Source organism: Levilactobacillus sp. HBUAS70063 (assembly GCF_038374745.1).
GTDB lineage: Bacteria > Bacillota > Bacilli > Lactobacillales > Lactobacillaceae > Levilactobacillus.
This window is the reverse complement of the sequence record NZ_JBANSM010000006.1, coordinates 83,235-100,618: the sequence shown is the minus strand read 5'-3', so window position 1 is coordinate 100,618 and position 17,384 is coordinate 83,235. Positions and strand designations below refer to the sequence as shown.

General features: G+C 55.5%; 15 protein-coding genes. 13 read left to right on the top strand and 2 right to left on the bottom strand.

The window, feature by feature from the left end; translation table 11 throughout:
- Positions 1–55: 55 nt before the first annotated feature.
- The 4 genes from V8I28_RS10040 (at position 56) to V8I28_RS10025 (ending at position 6,674) form a co-directional block, all read left to right on the top strand.
- Positions 56–607 carry a PadR family transcriptional regulator gene (locus V8I28_RS10040; RefSeq protein WP_341779988.1) on the top strand — a complete coding sequence of 184 codons (552 nt, stop codon included), beginning with the start codon at positions 56–58 and terminating at the stop codon, positions 605–607.
- Positions 608–997: 390 nt separating this feature from the next.
- Complete coding sequence (locus V8I28_RS10035; protein ID WP_341779987.1) at positions 998–3,208, top strand: lectin-like domain-containing protein; 2,211 nt, start codon at positions 998–1,000, stop codon at positions 3,206–3,208.
- Between the two features lie 616 nt (positions 3,209–3,824).
- Entirely contained in the window at positions 3,825–6,071 is a 2,247-nt protein-coding gene (gene nrdJ, locus V8I28_RS10030) for a ribonucleoside-triphosphate reductase, adenosylcobalamin-dependent (RefSeq protein ID WP_341780100.1), read from the top strand.
- Positions 6,072–6,107: 36 nt separating this feature from the next.
- The gene (locus V8I28_RS10025) at positions 6,108–6,674 is read left to right on the top strand and encodes a cob(I)yrinic acid a,c-diamide adenosyltransferase (RefSeq protein ID WP_341779986.1); all 567 of its coding nucleotides are present in this window, start codon (positions 6,108–6,110) and stop codon (positions 6,672–6,674) included.
- A 5-nt stretch (positions 6,675–6,679) separates the two neighbouring features.
- On the opposite strand, the gene V8I28_RS10020 is transcribed toward V8I28_RS10025, so the two are convergent.
- Positions 6,680–6,826 (bottom strand): hypothetical protein, encoded by a 147-nt coding sequence (locus tag V8I28_RS10020; RefSeq protein ID WP_341779985.1) that lies wholly within the window; start codon positions 6,824–6,826, stop codon positions 6,680–6,682.
- 337 nt (positions 6,827–7,163) lie between these two features.
- Here V8I28_RS10020 and V8I28_RS10015 point away from each other — a divergent pair, with 337 nt between their 5' ends.
- The 7 genes from V8I28_RS10015 to V8I28_RS09985 all read left to right on the top strand — a co-directional run bounded on the left by V8I28_RS10015 (position 7,164) and on the right by V8I28_RS09985 (position 14,221).
- The gene (locus V8I28_RS10015) at positions 7,164–8,057 is read left to right on the top strand and encodes an energy-coupling factor transporter transmembrane component T (protein ID WP_341779984.1); all 894 of its coding nucleotides are present in this window, start codon (positions 7,164–7,166) and stop codon (positions 8,055–8,057) included.
- Positions 8,045–9,733: an ABC transporter ATP-binding protein gene (locus V8I28_RS10010; RefSeq protein WP_341779983.1), complete on the top strand. Its 1,689-nt coding sequence runs from the start codon at positions 8,045–8,047 to the stop codon at positions 9,731–9,733. Before V8I28_RS10015 ends, V8I28_RS10010 begins: the two co-directional genes overlap by 13 nt.
- Positions 9,734–9,750: 17 nt before the next feature.
- Entirely contained in the window at positions 9,751–10,398 is a 648-nt protein-coding gene (locus tag V8I28_RS10005) for an ECF transporter S component (RefSeq protein ID WP_341780099.1), read from the top strand.
- Positions 10,399–10,405: 7 nt separating this feature from the next.
- Positions 10,406–11,458 (top strand): fucose-binding lectin II, encoded by a 1,053-nt coding sequence (locus V8I28_RS10000; protein ID WP_341779982.1) that lies wholly within the window; start codon positions 10,406–10,408, stop codon positions 11,456–11,458.
- A 25-nt stretch (positions 11,459–11,483) separates the two neighbouring features.
- Positions 11,484–12,209, top strand: coding sequence for a DUF4430 domain-containing protein (locus tag V8I28_RS09995; RefSeq protein ID WP_341779981.1), 726 nt, complete (start codon positions 11,484–11,486; stop codon positions 12,207–12,209).
- A 3-nt stretch (positions 12,210–12,212) separates the two neighbouring features.
- Positions 12,213–12,662, top strand: coding sequence for a EutP/PduV family microcompartment system protein (locus tag V8I28_RS09990; protein WP_341779980.1), 450 nt, complete (start codon positions 12,213–12,215; stop codon positions 12,660–12,662).
- A gap of 851 nt (positions 12,663–13,513) precedes the next feature.
- Positions 13,514–14,221 carry an MIP/aquaporin family protein gene (locus tag V8I28_RS09985; protein ID WP_341779979.1) on the top strand — a complete coding sequence of 236 codons (708 nt, stop codon included), beginning with the start codon at positions 13,514–13,516 and terminating at the stop codon, positions 14,219–14,221.
- A gap of 631 nt (positions 14,222–14,852) precedes the next feature.
- Here V8I28_RS09985 and V8I28_RS09980 read toward each other — a convergent pair.
- On the bottom strand, positions 14,853–15,947 hold the full coding sequence (locus V8I28_RS09980) for a helix-turn-helix domain-containing protein (RefSeq protein ID WP_341779978.1): 1,095 nt from the start codon (positions 15,945–15,947) through the stop codon (positions 14,853–14,855).
- 309 nt (positions 15,948–16,256) lie between these two features.
- Here V8I28_RS09980 and V8I28_RS09975 point away from each other — a divergent pair, with 309 nt between their 5' ends.
- Both V8I28_RS09975 and pduB read left to right on the top strand, forming a co-directional pair.
- Positions 16,257–16,535, top strand: a complete 279-nt coding sequence (locus V8I28_RS09975; protein ID WP_208908458.1) for a BMC domain-containing protein — start codon at positions 16,257–16,259, stop codon at positions 16,533–16,535.
- A 22-nt stretch (positions 16,536–16,557) separates the two neighbouring features.
- Positions 16,558–17,370: a propanediol utilization microcompartment protein PduB gene (pduB, locus tag V8I28_RS09970; protein WP_341779977.1), complete on the top strand. Its 813-nt coding sequence runs from the start codon at positions 16,558–16,560 to the stop codon at positions 17,368–17,370.
- The last annotated feature ends 14 nt before the right edge of the window (positions 17,371–17,384 follow it).

Genomic DNA, 17,384 nt, shown 5'->3' with positions numbered 1-17,384 from the left:
AGATGAAAATAATAGAGGTAAATGATATTATTAGAGAAAAAGGCGGGAAATAGTGATGAAGGGGAAAGATGTTATTCTTGGCATTCTACAAAAGAAGCCACGTACAGGTTATGAGATTAATGATATTCTGCAAAATCAAATTTCGTATTTCTATGATGGAACTTATGGGATGATTTATCCGACGCTTAAAAAGCTGAAAAAAGAAGGTAAAGTTGAGAAAAAAACTATCATTCAGAGTGATAAACCTAATAAGAATGTTTTTTCTATTACCGATAAGGGTGAAGATGAGTTAAACAAATATTTAAACTCCGATAGTGTAAGCGAAGTATTTAAATCTGATTTCTTAATGAAACTCTTTTTTGGCGAGAATTTAAAAAAACAACAGGTTATAAAATTAATTAATAACGAAATTGAAAATAAAGAAAAACAAATAAGAAAGTTAACAATTAGTTTAGAACAATGGGAAGACCAAGGAATCAGTAAGTTACAAAAGATGACGGTTGGTTATGGACTTACTGAATATAGGGCTGTAGTTGAGTACTTGAAAGAACAGTTAAAATTCTTGGAAGATGATAATAAAACAACGGCACCCAGCCAAAATAGCTGAGTACCGTATATATAAATTACACTTACATATTAATCGGTTCTATGATATTTGGTGTTGATGGAGAAATCCATCGACACCATTTTTGCATAAAAAAGAGGCCCAATTCGTAAATGAATTGAACCTCTCAAATTCTCCCCATCAACACCGGTTGACAAAGAGCCGTTTTTTTACGCGAAATTGCAGTCTCACACTATTTAACGGGTGGATAATAATTAGCCGGTATAATTATTGCAGGTACGCTGACACAGCTGAGAGTAACCGACATACATGATTCATCAACGTTTTCTCCCATAAACTGTTCTAATCATAATCGTTTAGTAGTATAATATTACCTGGACCTGGTTGTTTAACGGGCGACACGAATGTGAGACTGGAATTGAGGGATTGCGAATGAAACGACGAATAGGATGGTTAGCCGTTGGGGTGACGGCACTGCTGTTAGGGCTGAGCGGCATTCAGCCGGGGTATGCGGCTTCAGATAAATTGGACTTGGAGAGCGGCTTGAATACAGTTCCGCAAGGCTTGTCGCTTAGCGGTTATTTTAAGGCTGGGACTTCCTCGAATAACGATGCGCAAGTCGTTGATGGAACGAACAGTGACTCGCCCAACACGCAGGTGGTTGAGTTGACAACGGGTGGGAGTCAGGTGGGATCGATTTGGTCGCAACCGGATTTTAAATTTAACTTAGGAGAAAAGCAGGTCGCTTCCATGTGGCTTAACTTTGGGTCGAAAGGGTATATCGGGACAACCAATCAAAATGATCTTCCCGGCGATGGCATGGCGCTGGTCTTACAAAACGCCAGTGATGCGATGGCGGCCACACCCAATTTTGGAACGAATTCACCATACGGGGAGACGCTAGGGGTCTGGGGGGTCGCCAACACCGGCGGGACCGATGCTTCGGCGATCGCCAAGACGGCTATTCAAAATAGTTGGGCGTTGGAGTTTGATTCGTATTTGAATCAGTCGACCGCGCTGGCTGACGCCAAGAATGCGGCGTCATTTGATGCGGATACCACGGGTGGTAAGTTGACCGCTCCCCACCTCGCGGCCAATTATCCAGGACAGCCGTCAACGTATACGCCCGTGACGAAGACCGAAGGCGGAATAGATATCTTTGGGCATAACGTTGGTGGGACCACGGGGACTTACATACAGATGGTCCACAAGGGCGTCATCCAAGGGAGCAATTTCAAATTCCTCTCCGACGGTGCCTGGCATCATTTAACGCTGACCTACACGCCCAAGTCTGGGACAACCTCCGCGAAGATGACCTACACCTTTAACGACAAGGACCCGGCCACCGGTGCCAGCCAACCTGGGCAGACCAACAGCATGGACGTGGACCCCAGCATTATCGATCCGGATAACACCGGCAAGGCCACGTGGGGCTTCACCGGCGCCACCGGGACCTACAGCGAGGCCAACATGGTGGCCTTCGAGCAGATTCCCAACCTGGTTAACGCCACGGCCACCGCGGATCTGACGGCCAACGGCCAGGCCGTCAGCGATGGCGATACCGTTAAGGCCAACGCCCCGGTCAATCTGACCTACAACGCCACCTATGACAGCGGGACGGCGGATTGGCAGGACATTCAAGCCGACCTCAAGATTCCCGCTCACCTGACGATCACCAAGGGCGTCGTGACCTATGGCAACGGCGAGTCGACCACCTTGGGGGCGGCCGACCTTACCGCCATCAATCAGGGTAACGGCGTTGGTCTAAAAGATCTGAGCAAGACCAATCCGACCGCTAAGATTTCGCTGACCGGGACGGTGGACAGCGTGACCAGTACCACCACGGTTCCGGCCACCGTGAGCGAATTCAAGGGGAGCAACGCCATTGTCCAGGCCACATTGCCAGGGTTTTCCATCACGCCATCGACCCTGCATCTGGCCACGGATCAGACGACCCTCACAGCCGATGGCACCACCGCTGTGCCGGTGACCGGGACCGTTACGGATTCCGTGGGCGCTGTGACCAACAGTCACCTGACGATTCACGGGACGTTGAATGACGCGAAGTTAGCCGATACGGCGCTGTCCACCAGCGATGCGGCGGGGAAATTCACCGTTTCCGTGCCCGCCGATAAACTACAACCGGGCGCCAACGTCCTGGACCTTACCGCCGAGGATCAGACCACGGGGGCGCTGTCCAACGTGGGCGAGGTGGTCATCACGGTCGGCGAGTTGAAATTTCAATCGGTGAGTGGCACGGCCGCCTATCAGGCCCGGCTCACCGGTTCGCGGCAATTGGTCGCGCGCGACAGTGCTAGCGACCTCAGCATCGTGATTCAGGATACCCGCGCCAAGGGCAACCACTGGCAGCTGACGGCCGCGGCCACGCCGCTAATGGCCGGCAGCGACCCACTCGCGGGCCGACTGGTCTACGTCGATGGGAGCCAACAGACCACGCTGTCCACCGCGGCGGCTCCGGTGATGACCCACACCGACGACGGCGATTCCGCCACCACCGATGTCACCGGGGACTGGACGGCCAACCAGGGCCTACTGCTGGACCTGGACGGTGACGCCCGTCAATCCACGGCGACCTACAGTAGTCAGGTTACCTGGGCGCTGATTAATTCCGTGGCGTCTTAAGATTTTGGCCAAATGAGTACGGTCTTTAGTCGTTCACCGTTGAACGGCCGATTGGGGATTTTTAAATAAAGTGGGTAAGCCGGGAGAAATTTCCCGGCTTTTTTGCGTCACCTTTACATAGCTGAAACGTGCGCAAAAAGGCAGCTGGTTCCGCTTAAAACTGATAACCAAACAATCCAAACCCGGGATTATTCGGTTATCAGCCTTAATGCTCGCCGGCTAATCGCTTTTTGTCACACTCTCTTTTTTCGTTCGCTGCCCCCAACATCTAGGGGGGGATTTTCGACCAATGCGAGGGCGGCCAAAATAATTAAAATTTTTCCGAGGGGTGATTGAAATTATGACCAATTGAACGATCTCAGCGGTCGGTGGTTTACTGGTTAGGGGACTTCCCATTGCCGATGGCGTGAGCTGGCCGGTTAAATGGATTTAGCCATTTTTACCCACTTACAATTAAGCGCTCGGAAAGAAAACTTGAGTCGCACCCGTTAACTATGTTACATAGCGGCTGGATTTGAAATGTCTAGGGACAATCCTAAAATTCTACATATTGTATTTTACTTGGCAACCTGATACCATATGTAGTGCATTCTTGATGACGGGAGCGATGAACATGATGGAAACAAAAACAGCCGCAACGATTTCGTTGTCGGCGGACTTTATTGATCAAGTAACTCGGGAGGTGACACCGCACTGGGGCGAGCTGGGTTGGGTAACCTACAAGCGGACCTACGCACGGTGGCTACCGGACCAGCAACGGACCGAGGAATGGCCCGAAACGGTGAAGCGAGTGGTTGAGGGTAACATTAACCTCGACCCCCGGCTACACGAGGCGCCCGTGGACGCCCAGGTGGTCGCGGACCTAACGCAGGAGGCCCAGCGCCTCTTCAAGTTGATCTATGGCTTGGCCGCCACGCCGTCCGGTCGGAACCTCTGGATTTCCGGAACCGACTATCAGCACCGCAACGGCGATGCCCTGAACAACTGCTGGTTCGTGGCGATTCGGCCGCAAGCCTACGGGGACAGCCACATCGTCCCCGGTTACCTAGCGCCCGACCAGCCGGCGGTTTCCATGCCTTTTTCCTTCATGTTCGATCAACTCATGAAGGGCGGCGGGGTCGGCTTCTCCGTGACCCCTGACAACGTCCGGCAGATGCCGCGCGTCGACCAACGAGTGGACCTGACCATCCTGATTGACCCGGACAGCGTCTCCTACGACGCGTCCGTGGCCCTGGGTGCCGAGGACCGGACCCAATGGCTGGCCCGCCATTCCCTGGCGGATACGCGCTACTACCGCCTGCCAGACACCCGCGAAGGCTGGGTTTTGGCCAACGCCAATTTAATCGACGCCCATTTCACCGGCAGTAATCCCACCCGGCAAACGCAGGTGGTCCTAGATATCAGCGACATCCGGCCCAAGGATGCGCCGATTCACGGGTTTGGCGGGACCGCCTCCGGTCCCATGCCGTTGGTCGAGATGCTCTTTGACATCAACGGGATTCTAAATGCCGCGGTCGGCCGCGACCTGACCGCCGTGGACTGCACCGACATGGGCAATCTAATCGGCAAGACCGTGGTGGCCGGCAACGTCCGCCGCTCGGCCGAACTGGCCCTGGGTGGTGCCGAGGACCAGGACTTTATTACCATGAAACAAGACAAGGACAAGCTCTACCATCACCGCTGGGCCTCCAACAACAGTGTTGCCGTGGACCAGCAATTTAACGACTACCAGCCCGTGGCCGACGCCATTCAGCGCAACGGGGAGCCGGGGATCGTTAACCTCGAGTTGTCCCGCAATTACGGCCGGTTAGTCGATGGTTACCAGCCCGGCATCGATGCCGCCGTTGAGGGAACCAATCCCTGCGGCGAAATCTCATTGAGTAACGGTGAACCCTGCAACCTCTTCGAAGTCTTTCCCAGTGTGGCCGAAGACCAGGGCTGGGCGCTCGAGGACGCCTTCGGACTGGGTGCGCGGTACACGAAACGCGTGACGTTTAGCCACTACGATTGGGAAGTTTCCCGCCGCGCCATTCAGAAGAATCGCCGGATCGGCGTCTCCATGTCGGGGATTCAGGACTGGATTCTCAAGACCTTCAAGCAACGCGTCGTCACCGGTTTTACGCCGCGACGGCTAGCCGACGGGACCACCGTGAACCAGCCTGTTTACAATCAAGCGGCGGTCAACCGGGTGAACGCGCTGTATCAGGCGGTCGTGGACGCCGACCGAACCTACTCGCAAACGCTGGGGTGCCAGCCGTCCATCAAGCACACGACGGTCAAGCCCTCCGGTACCGTGGCTAAATTGGCCGGTGTTTCCGAGGGGATGCACTTCCACTACGCGCGCTACCTGATTCAGCGGATTCGTTTCCAGGACAGCGACCCCTTACTGCCAGCCTTGAAGGCCTGCGGATACACGGTCGAACCGGACGTGTACAGTCAAAACACCATGTGCGTCGAATTTCCCGTGAAGGCCGCCCACGCCGACGAACCGGCCTTCGCCTCCGCCGGTGAGGTGTCCATGGCCGAACAGTTTGCGACCCAAGCTTTCCTCCAGAAATACTGGTCGGACAACGCCGTCAGTTGCACGGTGACCTTCCAGCCGGAAGAGGGGGCCGCAATCAGTGGGCTGCTGCACCAGTACCGCAATGCCATCAAGTCCACGTCCTTACTGCCTTACAGCGGCGCCGATTTCAAACAAGCCCCGAAGGAACCCATCGACGCGGCGACTTACCAACAACATCGCGCCCAGATTACCGAGGACGTGGCTGAGAAATTTGCGGCCCTAACGAATCACCACGACCAGAAGGATGTCGAATTGGTCGACCAGTCTGATTGTGAAAGCGGCGCCTGCCCAATCCGGTAGGGTACCGAGAAATTTCCGAGACGAAAGGTGAAGACGATGACGAAAATTTATACGCGAGTCGGCGATCACGGGCTGACCAAACAAGTGAGCGGCAAGATGGTGGCCAAGACGGACGCCCAGATTGTGACGTTGGGCGAGGTTGATGAGCTCCAATCCTACCTAGGCGTGGTGATGACCAGTTTCGGAGAGACGCACGCCGATCTGGTGGCCGAGTTGGCCGACGTCCAGAGAAAGCTGTACGTCTTGGAGGCCGATATCAGTGTCAAACGCCATCAGGATATGACGCCGGAAGATACTACGTGGTTGGAAGGACGGGTGGATGATTTCACGGCCCACACGCCCGACCTCAAGGAATTTATCCTACCAGGTGGCTCACCGGCCGGGGCCCATCTGCATTACGCTCGAACGGTGGCCCGGCGTGCGGAGCGGTCCGCGGTTGCCCTTAATGCGGCGCAACCCCTGGACCCCGCCATCTTGACGTATTTGAACCGACTGTCGGATTATCTCTTCGCCATGGCCCGGTACGTCAACCATTTGGATGGTTACGTGGAGGTTCCCAGCAATCGGGAAAAGGCGGCTCGGGCGGCTAAACGCCAGTCTTAGGTGGCTTACCGCTGACGTAGTGTGGGCTGGACGCCTTGCCGTTCGCCCACCGCGTTCCAGCCCATCTGGCGCGAACGGTAGGCGGCAGTTAGAACCGGAGTTGCTGGAAAACACAGGTATTTAATGAACACGATTCGTGAATGATCCAACAAGTTAAGTGCGTAACCGCCAAGAGGCCGGGATTTTTTCCTGGTCTCTTGGCATGCAGGGCGGCTTTTTTACCCCGAATGATCACAGATTTTCCGGCGTTGCCCCGATTAAGACTATTTTGAATGAATAGGAAAGGCCGTAACGATGGGGCTTAGCAGCTGTGGACTAGACCAAATAGCGAACTATTTGGCACGGAAACGGTCGTTTTTGACCCGAGCGCGAAATCCTACTAAGACTAGTAGAAAATAAAGCCAACTTTGCAAGATTTTCGAAGGGCAGACGGGTTACGAGATGATATGATGACAACTGTTAGCGGTTACAAGAAAGGTGGTCGGTGCTGTGAACGGCGGTACTGTAGCAAGTCAAACGTTTTTCAACCAGCTTCATCCGGCGACGCTGGCCGGCTACTTTGTGGCGTTGTTTACAATCTTACTGCTCTTTAACCATTTAATTGTGGCCGGTACCTTATTTCTCAGCATCGTCGGCCTGAATAGTTGGTATTTTAGTTGGCAACGGGTACGCGGCCTGCTCAAGGGAACCGGCGCATTCATGCTGACGATTCTACTGTTCAACGTCCTCCTGAATCAGCGAGGGTCGGTGTTATGGCAAGCCTCGCTAGGCCCGGTGAGTTTCCGACTGACGCGGACCGGCGTCCTCTACGGCCTGACCATGGCCATCATGCTGGGGGCCATGATTCTCACGTTCGTGTTGCTCAACGGTATCCTGACCACGCCGAAGATTAGTTACCTGCTCTTTCCTGTCGTGCCGCGGCTGGCGATGCTGCTGACGATTTCGATGCGGCTCGTGACGCTCTTCACCCAGAAGTTTCACCGGTTGATGATGCTTCAGAAGACGCGGGGGCTGATCGTCACCGAGGGGGCCTGGACGCAGCGGATTCGCAAGACAGGAAAGTTGATGCGGATTCTGCTGATTGATTCCATCTCCGGGTCCATGGAAACGGCGGTGTTGATGGAAGCACGGGGATTCGGGGCGCGTCGACGGAGTCACTACCAGACCTACCACTGGCGCGCGGCCGATGGCTGGTTTCTCGGTGGGGCCCTCATCCTACTGGTCATCGCGATTTACTTGCGGTGGGCAGGTTGGGGCTGGACCACCAACGTTTATCACCTGTCACTAAGCGTCACGACGGATTGGCTGCTGACCCTCCCAGTGCTGGGACTGGCCGGCCTACCGTTACTCGGCGAAGGAGTGTATCACTTATGGGAAAATTAATGACACTGCAGCACCTCTCCTTTCGCTATCCGGAGAGCGCGGCGCCCACGCTAGACGACCTGTCGTTTACGGTGGAGCGCGGCGACTTCATCACCCTCGTGGGGGCCACCGGGAGCGGGAAGACCACCTTATTAAAGCAACTCAAGCCGGAGCTTCAACCGGCCGGCACCCGCACCGGGCAACTGCGCTTAGACGGGCAACCCCTGAGTGCGCTGACCGGGCGAGAGAGTGTGCAGCGCTTGGGTTACGTGGCCCAGGACCCGCAAACCCAGCCCATCATGGCGACCGTGATCGAGGAGCTCGCCTTTTCTCTGGAAAATCTGGGACTGGCCACCGCCGACATCACCACCCGAGTGGCCGAGCTCGCCAACTTCCTAGGCCTCGACCAGTTGCTGAACCGGCCAATCGACGACCTGTCCGGCGGCCAACTTCAGCTGGTTAATTTGGCCTCGGTGTTGGCGCTCAAGCCGGACATCTTGCTTCTGGACGAGCCGACCGCCCAGCTGGACCCCACGACCGCGCAGCACTTTCTGGCTGTGCTCCAGCAGGTCCACGACGAGCTGGGGCTGACGATTATCCTGACGGAACACCGGCTCAGCAGCGTCTTGGCGATGAGTAATCGGCTGATGTTGCTGCGAGACGGTCGACTGGCCTATGACGGGCCGGTCGCCGCCGGGCTGGTGCAGATGAATCAGCTCCCGGAGCTCCAAGCGTTCGTGCCACCGGTGCCCGAGTTTTTTCTGGCTCACGACCTGGCCGAAGACCAACTTCCCCTGACGGTACAAACCGGGCGGCAGTTGATTCGCCAAGCCGGCTGGGCCTTCGACCTGGTCGAGCCGACGCCACACCTCCAGCTGGCCGCCGAGCCCCTGGTCACGGCCAAGGGCTTGGTCCTCAGCTATCCCGAGCATACGCCGACCCTGCAGCAACTCAATCTGACGGTGGGCCAGGGCGATTGGCTGGCCATCATCGGCAAGAACGGGTCGGGGAAGTCCACGCTGCTGTCGATTCTGGCTGGCCTGCGCAAGCCCCAGCACGGGCGCGCCCGGCTGGGTAAGACCGTGATTTGGCGGCTGAGAAATGCCGACCGCCTTGCTCGGATCGGTTACCTGTCGCAGAACCCCACCGAGCAATTCAGCGGGGAAACGGTGGCCGCCGAACTCCGGCAACAGGCCGAGTTGGTCGGGGTGTCGGCGGTGGAGCCGACCGTAGCGGCCATGCTTCGGCGTCTCCAACTGACGGCGGTGGCCGACCGGAACGCCTTTGACCTCAGCGGTGGGCAGCAACAGTTGCTGGGGTTGGGATTGGCCCTCATCGGGGAGCCCCAAGTGCTCCTCCTCGACGAGCCGACCAAGGGGCTGGACCCCACGACCAAGCAACAGATTGGTCGCGTGCTCCAACAAGCCCATGCGGCCGGCCTGACGCTGATCATGGCCAGCCACGACATGGACTTCTGTGCCGAGTTCGCCACGACCTGTGCCTTCATGTTTGACGGGCGGCTCTCGCAGCAACAGCCCACCCGAACCTTTTTCACCCATAACTTTTTAGCCACCACGGCGGTTAACCGCCTGCTACGGCAACAGGTTCCCCAGGCGCTGTTCTGGCGGGACGTGCACATCACATTGAAGGGAGGTGATTGTTTATCGAAGAACGACGACAATTTGACTGGCGCTTAGCGGTGGCGGTCTTGCTGATGGGCGGACTCTTAGCGGGGATGCTCTTACTCAAGGGCAAGCACTATCTGGCCTTTAGCTTTGGCTGCCTGATCTGTAGCCTGTTGCCGGCCTACTGGCACTTTGAAAAACGCCAGATGACCACGCGGCTACTGGTCTTTCTGGCCGTCATCGTGGCCCTCGGCGTCCTCGGTCGGGTGCCACTCGCGGCCATTCCCAACGTGCAACTCACCAGTTTCGTGGTGATTGTCAGCGCCATTACGCTGGGGCCCGAGCTGGGGTTTGTCAGCGGGTCCATGATGGCTTTGGTCTCCAATTTATTTCTCGGCCAAGGCCCCTGGACCCCATGGCAAATGCTGGCGTGGGGCCTCATGGGACTGACGACCGGCTTGATTTACCGGGGAAAACTCAAGGATAGCGTCTGGTTGTTGGTCATCTGGGGTGCCCTGTGGGGATTCTGGTTTGGCTGGATTCTGGACTTATGGTACGCCCTAGCTTACGTTCGACCCCTGCGCGGCACCAGTTTCTTTGTCGCCTTTGCGGGGAGCTTCATGTTTGACGCCCTTCATGCGGCGACCAACGCGGTGAGTTTAGCCATTCTCTACCGACCGTGGCGGCAGCTGATGAAGCGTTTAATGACGAAATACCAAATTTTACCAAAAGGATGATGGGATAATGTTTAAGACAAATAAAGTAATCGTAGCTTCAATGACCGCCGTAATGATGTTAGGTGCCGTGGTGCCCGTGGCAGATGCCAGTGCGGCCAGCTTGAAGACGGCCGGGAAGAGCTACCGGACCAGCCACCTCAAGAAAGCCAATACATACGCCAAGAAGATGATGAAGGCCAACAAGGATGGCCTGAACAGTCAGGCGAAGATTTTCAGCAAGTCCGCTTACCCAACCACTGGGGCCGCGGCCGGTTACTCTGACTTCCTTTTGGGCTTGAAGAAGCAGGGGTACAAGTTCACCAAGAGCCAAAAGACGCTGGTTAAGAAGAACCTGGTCGTTTCCAAGAAGAGCGATCCGGCCGTTCTGGCCAACGCCATCATCGGCCTGCAAGCCATCGGCGTTAACCCAACCAAGTACAAGCCAGCTGGGGCCAAGAAGAACCTGAACCTGGTCAGCACGCTGTACAAGAAATCTATGAACAAGCAGACTGTCAATGTGCAAAGCACGGCTTTAATCGCGGTTTCTTCCAACAAGACCTTCAAGAAGCCTAGCAAGGCAGCCTTCTCCAAGGCTTCATTGAGCCTGAAGATTGCTAAGAACCAACAATCCAATCACGGCTGGGCTTACAACAACACCGTAGCCAGCGTGGACAGCGATACCACGGCCGTGGCGGTTAACGCCTTAGCCATGGGCAAGAGTAAGAACAAGAAGGTGACCGCCGCAGCCAAGGCCGGCCGCAGTTACCTCAAGAAGGCCGTTTACAAGAACGGGGCCTTTGGTTACGTCTACAACGGTAAGACCAACCCGAACGCCAACTCCACGGCCGAAGCCATCCTGGGCTTAGCCACGAACAAGACGGCCTTTAACTTCCTGAACAAGAAAGCCATCAAGAAGGGCCAGACGGCAACGCCACTGCGGACCATGCTGAGCTACGTGAAGAGTGACGGTACGGTCAAGGACGCCTACAGTATGACGCTGGCTTACGGTCAAGTGAGTCTCGCGGCGAGTGCCTACCACAACGGCAAGTATTCATCGAAATTGGTTTACACGTTTAAATAAGACTGAAAGGTAAGGAGCGTCTCTCATGAAGAAGTCGGTAGGGATCATCGTCGCAGCGGTCGTCACCATCCTGATTATCGGTGGTGGACTGGCTGTTCAGCAGCATCGACAACGGGCGAACACGCCGCCCGCGCAAGAACGGGTGGCCACCAGTTCCACGGCTACGACTCAGTCGGAATCGGCCGGGGATCAGGCCACCACGTCATCGAAACAGGCGCATCGGAAGTCCTCGTCCGCTGCGGCGAAATCGTCCCATCGGCGGCACGCGACTTCCGTGAAGGCGGCGTCTAGTCAGGTTGCCAGTTCGCAGCGCCGGTCGTCCTCACGGGCCGCGGCTAAGCGGACGTCGGCAAGCCGGCAGAAGACCGCAACGTCCACGGCTAAAGCCACCACGACCCATCGGACCAAGCGTTCGGCCACGAGTACGACCGCTAAGAAGCGGACCACGGCGACCGGCAAGGCCTACCTGGTGGTCTCGGGCTACAAGAAGACCTTCTTCAAGGGCAACGTGACCCTCAACGCCCATTCGACGGCCTTCTCCGTGCTCCAGTCGGCCAAGCTTAAGCTGGTCTACCAGAACGGTGTGGTGGTCTACGTCAGCAGCATTAATGGCTTAGCCGAGAACGATGTGAAGACGGGGAGCGGCTGGAAATACCGGGTGAATGATAAATTCATTGATCAGGCGGCCAACCTCAAACACATTAAGAACGGTGACCAGGTCCACTGGTACTTTACGACAAAGGGGTATTAGACCATGCAACGGGCGATGTTTATCGGGGCCATCGGCTGTGGTAAGACCACACTACTACAGCGCTTGAAGGACCTCACCATCCATTACGACAAGACGCAAGCGGTGGAATTCTATCAAAATATTATTGATACGCCGGGCGAGTACATCGAGCACCGCCGGATGTACACCAACATTGCCACCACCGCGATGGATGCGGACGTGGTGGTCATGTTGCAAAGCGCCACGGATCAGCGGCTGATTTTTCCGGAAGCCTTCAGTACCATGTTCGGTCGTCCCGTGGTGGGGGTGGTGACCAAGATTGACGTGGCCGCCGACCAACACGCCATCGACTGGTCTAGCGAGCAACTCAAGCGTGCGGGCGCCCAGCGAATCTTCACGGTTTCGGCGCTGACCGGTGAACACACGGCGGTGCTACGCGAGTTTCTGGAGGCCGAACCCGGCGTTAAGCCTTGAAACCGTAGTGTCAACTGGCGAAGTTTGAAGCCATTCCTTTGGTCGTTGCTGGTCACCTGCGTCTGTCAGAGATTCCGGTGCTGTGGGAACCGCCTGCGGCCTGAGGCGCGGTCCTCCGGCTCGGTTTGAAGCCTAGCAAAGTTCGCCAGTCTCCAAACGCGTCCCGCGCTGTAAGCTGACCCAGAACGTCAGCTAACACCGCCGTCACGGCTACCTCCATCTCTGACTGCCTCCGGTGATGATGGTTAAAACCCACAAGGATTGTGCAACTATCGCTGATCTAATGGCATTTAGCCACATTAATTGGGAACTTCCTGCGTAGCCGTGAGTGAGTCAAATTTGGTCTCAGCCGTGGGATTTTCCCAAGCGGTTCACTTGGGAAAATGGCGACTTTGAGACGTGGTCTATCGGCTCAAAGCGAGTGACGAGACCGATTCTCAGGCTCGGCGCGTCCTGCCCACCGCGATCCAGACTAAATTTGGCGAACGGTAAGGCGGCCAGTTCAGACTGAGCTGCCGAGAATAAACGATTCCTGTATGACAAGCAAATGAAGAGCCTTACAACTGGTAGACGGGTAAGTCTAGTGGTGGTAGGGTTCTTTTTGTGACCAGCGTGCGACTTTTTTGGCGCGGGCGGGGTCACAATATTCTTAGGATTGAGAAAAAACGCCAGTCATCTGTCCTTTCTTATTAGCGCTTACACGACTGAGCAAAATATTTCCCGTGCTAGTCAAAAATGGTGCGGTGAGCCTATGCTACACTACGTTTGTTCAGAATTCACAGAGCACGAGTGAACGGCTGTGCCGGTACTTGTGTAGCAACTAACAAATTAGTGAAGGCGGGTGTTTGGTAATGAATGGTTTTATTGGCGAATTCTTTGGAACGTTGATTCTGATTCTACTAGGGGCGGGGACTTGTGCGGGGGTTAACCTGCGGAAGACATACGGGACCGGGTCCAACTGGGCTTACATCAGTATCGCCTGGGGTTTAGCGGTGACAATGGGGGTCTATGTCGGTGGGGCATTGGGCTCCGACGGCCACCTGAATCCGGCGGTCACGATCGGCTTTGCCGTGTTTGGTTTCTTCCCCTGGGGCGATGTCGTCCCGTACTTATTGGGACAATTTCTGGGGGCGTTTGTGGGTGCAGCGTTAGTTATTATTCAATTTTATCCCCACTTCAAGGCCTCCCCGGACGAGGCTTCGGGCAATATTGTCGGGATCTTTGCCACGCGGCCGGCAATCTCCAGTCCGTTGTTTAACTTCTTCTCCGAAGTGATTGCCACCTGGGGCTTTACCTTTATCCTCTTAAATCTGGGAGACTTCACGCAAGGCCTCAAGCCGTTCATCGTGGGGACGCTGATTACCGTCGTCGGGATGGCGCTGGGGACCACGACCGGTTTCGCGTTGAATCCGGCGCGTGACTGGGGTCCCCGGTTGGCTCACACCGTTCTGCCGATTCCCAACAAGGGGTCGAGCGAGTGGGGCTACGCCTGGGTACCGATGTGCGGGCCCATCGTGGGCGGCGTGCTCGCGGCCGGACTCCAGGTCCTAGTCGCTTAGTTCCACCCGTTAAATACAGACCAAAAGTGCCGGCAACTGTGACTTTTCACAGTTGCCGGCACTTTTATGTCTAGTGGGTCTGGCCGCCTTGCCGTTCGCGAAGGATGAGCTGGAACGCGGTGGGCAGGACGTCCCGAGCCAAAGAGCGGTCTCGGAACTCGCTTGGAACCGCCACAGACCGGCGTTTCCAAGTCGCCATTTCCAAGTAGACCACTTGGAAATCCCACGGCTGAGCTCATCCTTCGCTTCACTCTCGGCTCCGATAGCAGCGAGCAATGCCTGGTGAGTTAATTCACCGGGCCAGTCACAGCCTGACAAGGAGATTACAGTTTCTGGATGATGAGTGTTGACCGTCACTGTGCCGGAGGAGGCCAGGGATGGAGCCAGCCGTGATAACGGTGTTAGCTGGCGTCTTGGGCAGCTTAGACCGTGGGACGACTTGGGAGACTCGGGTTCTTCGAGGCTTCCAAGCGAGCCGGAAGCCCGCCTTTTGGCTGCAGGCGGTCCCCACAGCAGGCGGAATCCCTGGCAGCCGCAGGCACATGCTGCGACGAACGGCAAGGCGGCAATCAAAGGACAAAGTAAATCGTTTTACTAGTGTCAAAGAACCAGGCGATTCGCTGGCCTGGCGTTACCGGTTGGCGTAGTCGGTGTAGACCCACTGAATGACGGACTTGTCGTGAACCGTAATCTCGTCGGCCGACTGCTTGGGCTGCTGCCCGTCGACCGTGTAAATCCAGCCGCGTTCACCGTCCGCATCGCTTAAATCGCCGATGCTATTGACATAGGTCGCGCCCTCGGCGGATTCGGTGTGGTAATCGATGTTATGGGCTTTGAAGTAATCCTGAGAAATATCGATGATGGAGCCCTGTTCGTTCCAGTCGAGTTCGCGCGGAATCGTGTAGACCTTCTGAATAGAGTGATTGCGCTGACGGTACTCGGACGGGGTCAGCCCCGTCTTTTTCTTAAAGATCTTCGTGAAGTAACTGGTCTGTGTAAAGCCAATTTGACTCGAAATCTGGTTGATCGGCGTCAGCGTCATGGAGAGCTTCTCCTGGGCGAGCGCAATCTTTTGGTTGTTCACGTACTCAATGAAGTTGACGTGTAAGTATTTCTTGAAGAGGCGACTGAGGTACGAGGCCGAGAGAAAGGCGTGCTGGGCGACCTCGTTTAGCGAAATCGGTCGCTGAATGTTCTTACGTATGTAGGCAATGGCCAGGCTAATGCTGTGAAAGGCCTCATCGTTATCGATTGGCTGGCCGGCGATGCTGGCGGTCGGCGGCACGAACTGCGCGGCGGGCCGATTGCTCTCGGCGCCCATGCGAATGAAGCCGTCGAGACTGCCAATCTGATCGACCTGATCGGAGGTGAGGGGTTCCCACACGCTGACGGTCCCGAGGGTTTCTTCGGTAAAGATTTGCCGCATCAGGTTTTCTAGGTACGAGCGCGACAGGAACAGCCGCTTCTTGGAAACGTTGGTGCTCTCACACATGATGGCGCCCCACAGCTGAATATTCCGGCTAACCGGAAAGAGGGCGTACTCGTCGAAACCGTTGTTGCTTAAATTATCTTGAATGACGGACTGGTTCACGTAGACAAAGTCATCCTTCAACAAAATCCCCGTGAAGTCGAAAAAGACGGTTTTAATCTGAGTCAGACTGGTAAACGTGGCTAGTGAATGCGCTAGCTCGCGGTAGTTCGCTTGACTTGGTGAATAAGTTGGCATATTCGATCCTCCCCATAAGGTGCTGGACGCCTGGTATAAATAAAGCGTCCGATTTATCTGAGTGCCGACAAAATAGTAATGAATCCGCTATCATTGCATAATTGTAGTTGATTCTAATTCTAACATCAAGCGAAATTTCCAAATTTTTTGTATTATTTTGAGCTTTTTAATCTGCGCGGGTCGATTCGAACTATCTTGTCATAAATAGTGCCAATCTGAGAGAAATAGTGCAAATCACTTTTTTTATACTGAAAGCGTTTTAAAAGTTCAGGCGGTCACGATCGCCTACCACAAATGGAGGTTTTCATCATGGAACAAGAAGCACTGGGTTTAATCGAAACAAAGGGTTTAGTTGCCGCAATCGAAGCCGCAGACGCAATGGTTAAGGCCGCTAACGTTGACTTAGTCGGCCAAGAAAAGATTGGTCACGGGTTAGTCACCACCATGGTTAGAGGTGATGTGGGTGCCGTTAAGGCCGCTGTTGATGCCGGGGTTTCTGCCGCCGAAAACATTGGCGAAGTGCTGTCGAACTACGTCATTCCACGTCCCCACACCGATGTTGAAAAGATTCTACCAACGAAGAAATAACCGCTCGGACGGGTAATGAACGATGACCAATCAGCGAGTTATTAACGAAATCGTCGCGCAACTTCTGCGTCACGGGGTGAGCGTCACACCGACCCCGCAGTCATCGGGAGGAAAAACAATGGATAATTTTTTAAATACCACCAGCGTGGTTCCAGAATTTGTGGGAGCCAGCGAAATCGGCGACACGATTGGGATGTGTATTCCCAGCGTTGACGCCTTACTGTTAGACCACTTACACGTTCAAAAGCGCTTTTCCGTGATTGGCGTGCTGAGTTCCCGGACGGGGGCCGGCCCACAAATCATGGCGATGGACGAGGCGGTCAAGGCCACCAACACCGAGGTCATCGACATCGAAATGCCACGGGATACCAAGGGCGGTGCCGGTCACGGCGTGCTGATGCTCATCGGCGGTTTCGATCCGTCAGATGTTCGGTCGGCCATCCAGGTGGCCCTAGACAATCTGAGCCGCACATTTGGTGACGTGTACAATTCACCGGCCGGTCACTTGGAACTTCAATTCACCGCCAGAGCCGCGGGAGCCTGCCACATGGCCTTCGGCGCACCCGAGGGAAAGGCGTACGGCCTCATCTGTGGCGCACCTTCCGGCATTGGCGTGGTCATGGCCGATACCGCCATCAAGACCGCCGGCGTGGACGTCTTAACCTTCGCGTCACCCGGTCACGGGACCAGCTTCTCCAACGAAGGGATCGTCCACATCAGTGGGGATTCCGGCGCGGTTCGCCAGGCCGTCATTGCCGGTCGTGAGGTGGGCTTAAAGCTCCTAGCCCAACTCGGCGAGACACCCGTCAACGATTTTCCATCGTACATCCGATAGTGAAGGGGGATATT

Excerpts from the sequence above, each read along its gene's own strand:
- V8I28_RS10000 (WP_341779982.1), top strand. The coding sequence starts at position 10,406 with ATGTTTAAGACAAATAAAGTAATCGTAGCTTCAATGACCGCCGTAATG.
- pduB (WP_341779977.1), top strand. The coding sequence starts at position 16,558 with ATGACCAATCAGCGAGTTATTAACGAAATCGTCGCGCAACTTCTGCGT.
- V8I28_RS10025 (WP_341779986.1), top strand. The coding sequence starts at position 6,108 with ATGACGAAAATTTATACGCGAGTCGGCGATCACGGGCTGACCAAACAA.
- V8I28_RS09995 (WP_341779981.1), top strand. The coding sequence starts at position 11,484 with ATGAAGAAGTCGGTAGGGATCATCGTCGCAGCGGTCGTCACCATCCTG.
- V8I28_RS10010 (WP_341779983.1), top strand. The coding sequence starts at position 8,045 with ATGGGAAAATTAATGACACTGCAGCACCTCTCCTTTCGCTATCCGGAG.
- nrdJ (WP_341780100.1), top strand. The coding sequence starts at position 3,825 with ATGGAAACAAAAACAGCCGCAACGATTTCGTTGTCGGCGGACTTTATT.
- V8I28_RS10040 (WP_341779988.1), top strand. The coding sequence starts at position 56 with ATGAAGGGGAAAGATGTTATTCTTGGCATTCTACAAAAGAAGCCACGT.
- V8I28_RS09975 (WP_208908458.1), top strand. The coding sequence starts at position 16,257 with ATGGAACAAGAAGCACTGGGTTTAATCGAAACAAAGGGTTTAGTTGCC.
- V8I28_RS10005 (WP_341780099.1), top strand. The coding sequence starts at position 9,751 with ATGGGCGGACTCTTAGCGGGGATGCTCTTACTCAAGGGCAAGCACTAT.
- V8I28_RS09990 (WP_341779980.1), top strand. The coding sequence starts at position 12,213 with ATGCAACGGGCGATGTTTATCGGGGCCATCGGCTGTGGTAAGACCACA.
- V8I28_RS10035 (WP_341779987.1), top strand. The coding sequence starts at position 998 with ATGAAACGACGAATAGGATGGTTAGCCGTTGGGGTGACGGCACTGCTG.
- V8I28_RS09980 (WP_341779978.1), bottom strand. The coding sequence starts at position 15,947 with ATGCCAACTTATTCACCAAGTCAAGCGAACTACCGCGAGCTAGCGCAT.
- V8I28_RS09985 (WP_341779979.1), top strand. The coding sequence starts at position 13,514 with ATGAATGGTTTTATTGGCGAATTCTTTGGAACGTTGATTCTGATTCTA.